Source organism: Rahnella perminowiae (assembly GCF_019049755.1).
Lineage (GTDB): Bacteria > Pseudomonadota > Gammaproteobacteria > Enterobacterales > Enterobacteriaceae > Rahnella > Rahnella perminowiae.
On sequence record NZ_JAFMOS010000310.1, the window covers coordinates 1 to 4,233 of the forward strand.

The window sequence follows — 4,233 nt, forward strand, 5'->3', positions numbered from 1 at the left end:
AAATAAGGTATTTATCCGCGCTGAATATTTAAAGAATTCAACAGGGTGACGCCCTTTATGTCGCTTAAATTCGTCTGCTGTCCGGTAAAATATTAAGGAGTAAAATAATGTTAAAAATAGCAATCATTGGTACGGGTAATATTTCGCATAATCATATTCAGGGATATTTAGAGTTTGCTGACCGTTGCCAGATTGTTGCGCTGGTAGATATTTACCCGGAGAAAGCCGAAGAGAAAAAACGTCATTACGGCCTCACGGGAGCCAAAGTCTACGCCAGCCATGAGGACATCCTCAATGATGCGAATATCGACGTTTTTGACGTTTGTACGCCACCGTATGTTCACGCTGAGATTTCTATTAATGCGCTGAATGCGGGGAAACATGTACTTTGCGAAAAACCCATGGCGGCCTCGTTACAGGAATGCGATGCGATGATCAGCGCCGTGCAGGCGAGCGGGAAAACGTTATCGATCATTGCGCAAAATCGTTTTACCGACGCGTTCTGGCGGCTGAAAAAAGTCCTCGATTCCGGCGAGGCCGGTAAGGTATGCCATGCGCAAGTGGATTCCTTCTGGTGGCGCGGACATTCCTATTATGATTTATGGTGGCGCGGTACCTGGGAAAAAGAAGCGGGTGGTTGCACACTCAATCACGCCGTTCATCATATTGATGCAATTCAGTGGATGCTCGGTTTCCCGTCTGAAGTGGTATCGGTGATCACTAACGCCGCGCACGATAATGCCGAAGTGGAAGATCTCTCGGCGGCTATTTTCAAATACGACTCCGGCGCACTGACCCAACTGACGGCGTCGGTGGTGCATCACGGGGAAGATCAGAAAATTGTCATCCAGGGCACGAAAGCGCGCATTTCTGCTCCGTGGGATAAATACGCCAGCATTTCTGCCCCTAACGGTTTCCCGATCGATGCGCGCGATACGGATCGGGAAAACCAGCTTGAAGACATTTATCAGTCTGTCCCAAAACTCACTTATACCCTGCATACCGGCCAGATTGACAATTTCCTGACGGCACTGGAAACCGGCACCGCTCCGCTGATCGACGGCATTCAGGGCAAGCGCTCACTGGAGCTTATCGCCGCAATTTATAAATCAGCCATTACCCGCAGCATTGTCTCTTTGCCACTGACCCCTTCCGATCCGTTTTATCAGACCGGCGGGCTGATGTCGCTGGCACCGCATTTTTATGAAAAATCCGCCTCTGTAGATAACTTCGCCGATGAAGATGCAATCCCGCTCGGTAAAAACATGGATAAAGGAGCCTGAACATGAGTAATAAAGATGGTATGAACTACGCGCCGGTAGGCAAACCGCAGCCGGTGGTGAAACCCGGTGAATTCGTGATTGCCGCGGCGGCATTGGATCACGGGCATATCTACGGCATGTGCAATGGGCTGATCGAGGCGGGTGCCAGCCTGAAATGGGTTTACGATCCTGATCCGGCCAAAGTCGAAAAATTTGTCGCGCAGTATCCGCAGGTTAAGGTTGCGGATTCATTGCAGACACTCCTTGATGATAAGGCAGTGCAGATGATCGCCGGGGCAGGCATTCCGTCTGAACGCTGTGCGCTGGGGCTGAAAGTCATGGCGGCCGGGAAAGATTATTTCACTGACAAAGCGCCGCTGACCACGCTGGAACAACTGGCGCAAGCGAAGGCCAAAGTGGCCGAAACCGGGCGCAAGTATGCCGTGTATTACAGCGAACGACTGCATGTTGAAAGTGCGGTTTTCGCGGGGCAACTGGTGCAGGAAGGGGCGATCGGCCGGGTGATCCAGACCCTCGGGACGGGCCCGCACCGTGAAGGTGAAGGGCGTCCGGACTGGTTCTACGAGCGGGAACGTTTTGGCGGCATCTTGTGCGATATCGGCAGCCATCAGATTGAACAATTTTTGTTTTATACCGGCAACCATAATGCGCGCGTGGTGGCGGCACAGGCACTCAACTTCAATCACCCGCAATATCCGCACTTTGAAGATTTCGGCGACACGATGCTGGAAGGTGAAAACGGTGCGCGCGGTTATTTCCGCTGCGACTGGTTTACCCCTGAGGGGCTGAGTACCTGGGGCGACGGCCGTCTGACGCTGCTCGGTACCGGGGGTTATATCGAGATCCGCAAATATGTCGATCTCACGCTCGGCGAACAGGACGTGGTGTATCTGGTCAATCAGCAAGGCGAATTCCGTTTCCCGGTTTCCGGCCACGTCGGCTTCCCGTTCTTTGGCCAACTGATCCTTGACTGCCTGAACCGTACCGAAAACGCCATGACGCAGGAGCATGCCTTTAAAGCCGCCGAGTTGTGCGTCCGTGCGCAAATGCTGGCAAACGAAACCCACTGAAACGGGAGCAGATAATGAAAACTCTTCAGGCTGCGGTGATCGGTTGCGGAGCTATCCATACCTGCCATGTAGCGGCGATCCGCCAGAACCCGGAGTGCCGGTTACGCGCGATTGCGGAGTGCGATATCGGCAAAGGCCGGGCGCTGGCCCGGGAATACGGGTGTGATTTTTACACGGATTATCATGAGATGTTGGGGGACCCGCAGATCGACGTGGTGCATATCTGTCTGCCGCATCATCTGCACAAGGAGGCTATTCTCGCCGCACTGGCAGCCGGAAAGCATATTTTCACCGAGAAACCGGTGGCGCTGAATAGCGGCGAAGTCAGCGCCATTAAACTCGCGGAGGAAAAGGCCGCAGGACACATTGGCGTCTGTCATCAGAACCGCCTGAACCCTTCCAGCCAGAAAATCAAAATGCTGCTGGAAAGCGGGCAACTGGGCAACATGCTGAGCATCAAAGCCGTTCTGACCTGGTCGCGCAGCGATGCCTATTACAGCGAAAGCCTGTGGCGCGGGCGGTTTGCCACCGAAGGCGGCAGCCTGCTGATCAATCAGGCAATTCATACGCTGGATTTAATGCAGTGGTTTGGTGGCGGTGTTCTGGCGCTGAAAGGGGTGGTCGAAAGAACCTTTCTCAGTGATGTGACGGAAAATGAAGACACCGCCATGGCCAGTCTGAAAATGACCAACGGGGCCCGCGGATTGTTTTATGCCACCAACTGCCACAGCACAGATTCGCCGTTACTGCTGGAGATCCACTGTGAAAAAGGACTGCTGCAGTTGTATCACAACACGTTATGGCTGACTGAAGGAGAAAACAAAACATTGCTGGTCAGCGATGACAGTCCGTCAGGAGCAACCAAAAGCTACTGGGGTGACAGTCACCGTCAGGCCGTTTCAAATTTCTATTATTCACTTCGACATCCTGAAGAAAAAAATTATACCTCTGTTTCACAAGCCGGAGTGTCTCTGAATATTATCGGGGCAATCTACCGTTCTTCACAATCAGGGAAATGGATCACTCTGGCTGATTAAATAATTTATTAATTACCTCACATTCACAGGATAATAATAATGAAACCTACTGAACGCAGAGTGGGTTACGGCACGGCTATAGGCTATGGCGTAACCGACTTATTTGGTGGCGGTGCATTCGCCGTTATCGGTACCTGGCTTTTATTCTTCTATACCATGTATTGCGGATTAACCGTTTTAGAAGCGGGGTCTATTTTTGCTATTGCCCGTGTGATTGACGCCGTATTAAGTCCGATTATGGGCTATATTACCGATCACTTTGGCAATACATGGCTTGGAAAACGGTTTGGCCGCCGTCGGTTTTTCCTGCTGCTCAGCTCGCCGCTGATGTTCCTGTATGCGCTGGTCTGGATCAAAGACATGGGCTACTGGTATTACCTTGGCACGTATCTGTCGATTGAATTACTGTCGGCGATGGTGCTGGTGCCGTGGGAAACGCTGGCGGCAGAGATGACCAACCGCTTTGGCGAACGTACCCGCCTTGCCGGTGTGCGTATGATTTGCTCGCAACTCGGTGGCTTCCTGGCCGTGTCTGTGCCGGGGGTGATCATGATGTTTACCGGTAAAGATAATCCGATGACCTATACCTATACCGGTATGTTTTTCGCCACGGTATTTTGTATTGCGGTTTTCACCACATGGCTGTGTACCTGGGAAGCCAAAGATGTGCGGGATCCGGATGAGCCGGAACCGGAAATGGAAACCGGCGGCAACCTCTGGCATCATCTGAAACGTCTGGTTTTAGATTTTATCTCATCGTTTAATATCCGTATGTTTCGTCAGCATATTATTATTTATATTGCTTCCTTCACGGCCATGGACGTATTCGGTGCTGTCTTTACC

At 51.9% G+C, this 4,233-nt stretch carries 4 protein-coding genes; all 4 read left to right on the forward strand.

Features of this window, described 5'->3' with window-relative positions; genetic code table 11:
- Positions 1-107 precede the first annotated feature (107 nt).
- Positions 108-1,283 carry a Gfo/Idh/MocA family protein gene (locus tag J1785_RS02930; protein ID WP_129952259.1) on the forward strand — a complete coding sequence of 392 codons (1,176 nt, stop codon included), beginning with the start codon at positions 108-110 and terminating at the stop codon, positions 1,281-1,283.
- A gap of 2 nt (positions 1,284-1,285) precedes the next feature.
- Positions 1,286-2,353 carry a Gfo/Idh/MocA family protein gene (locus tag J1785_RS02935; protein ID WP_129952260.1) on the forward strand — a complete coding sequence of 356 codons (1,068 nt, stop codon included), beginning with the start codon at positions 1,286-1,288 and terminating at the stop codon, positions 2,351-2,353.
- Between the two features lie 14 nt (positions 2,354-2,367).
- Entirely contained in the window at positions 2,368-3,390 is a 1,023-nt protein-coding gene (locus tag J1785_RS02940; RefSeq protein ID WP_129952261.1) for a Gfo/Idh/MocA family protein, read from the forward strand.
- A 39-nt stretch (positions 3,391-3,429) separates the two neighbouring features.
- A partial coding sequence (locus J1785_RS02945) for an MFS transporter (RefSeq protein ID WP_217218772.1) occupies positions 3,430-4,233 on the forward strand: 804 nt, incomplete at its 3' end.

Bases quoted from the DNA above. Each gene is read 5' to 3' on its own strand.
- J1785_RS02930 (WP_129952259.1), top strand. From the start codon at position 108: ATGTTAAAAATAGCAATCATTGGTACGGGTAATATTTCGCATAATCAT.
- J1785_RS02935 (WP_129952260.1), top strand. From the start codon at position 1,286: ATGAGTAATAAAGATGGTATGAACTACGCGCCGGTAGGCAAACCGCAG.
- J1785_RS02940 (WP_129952261.1), top strand. From the start codon at position 2,368: ATGAAAACTCTTCAGGCTGCGGTGATCGGTTGCGGAGCTATCCATACC.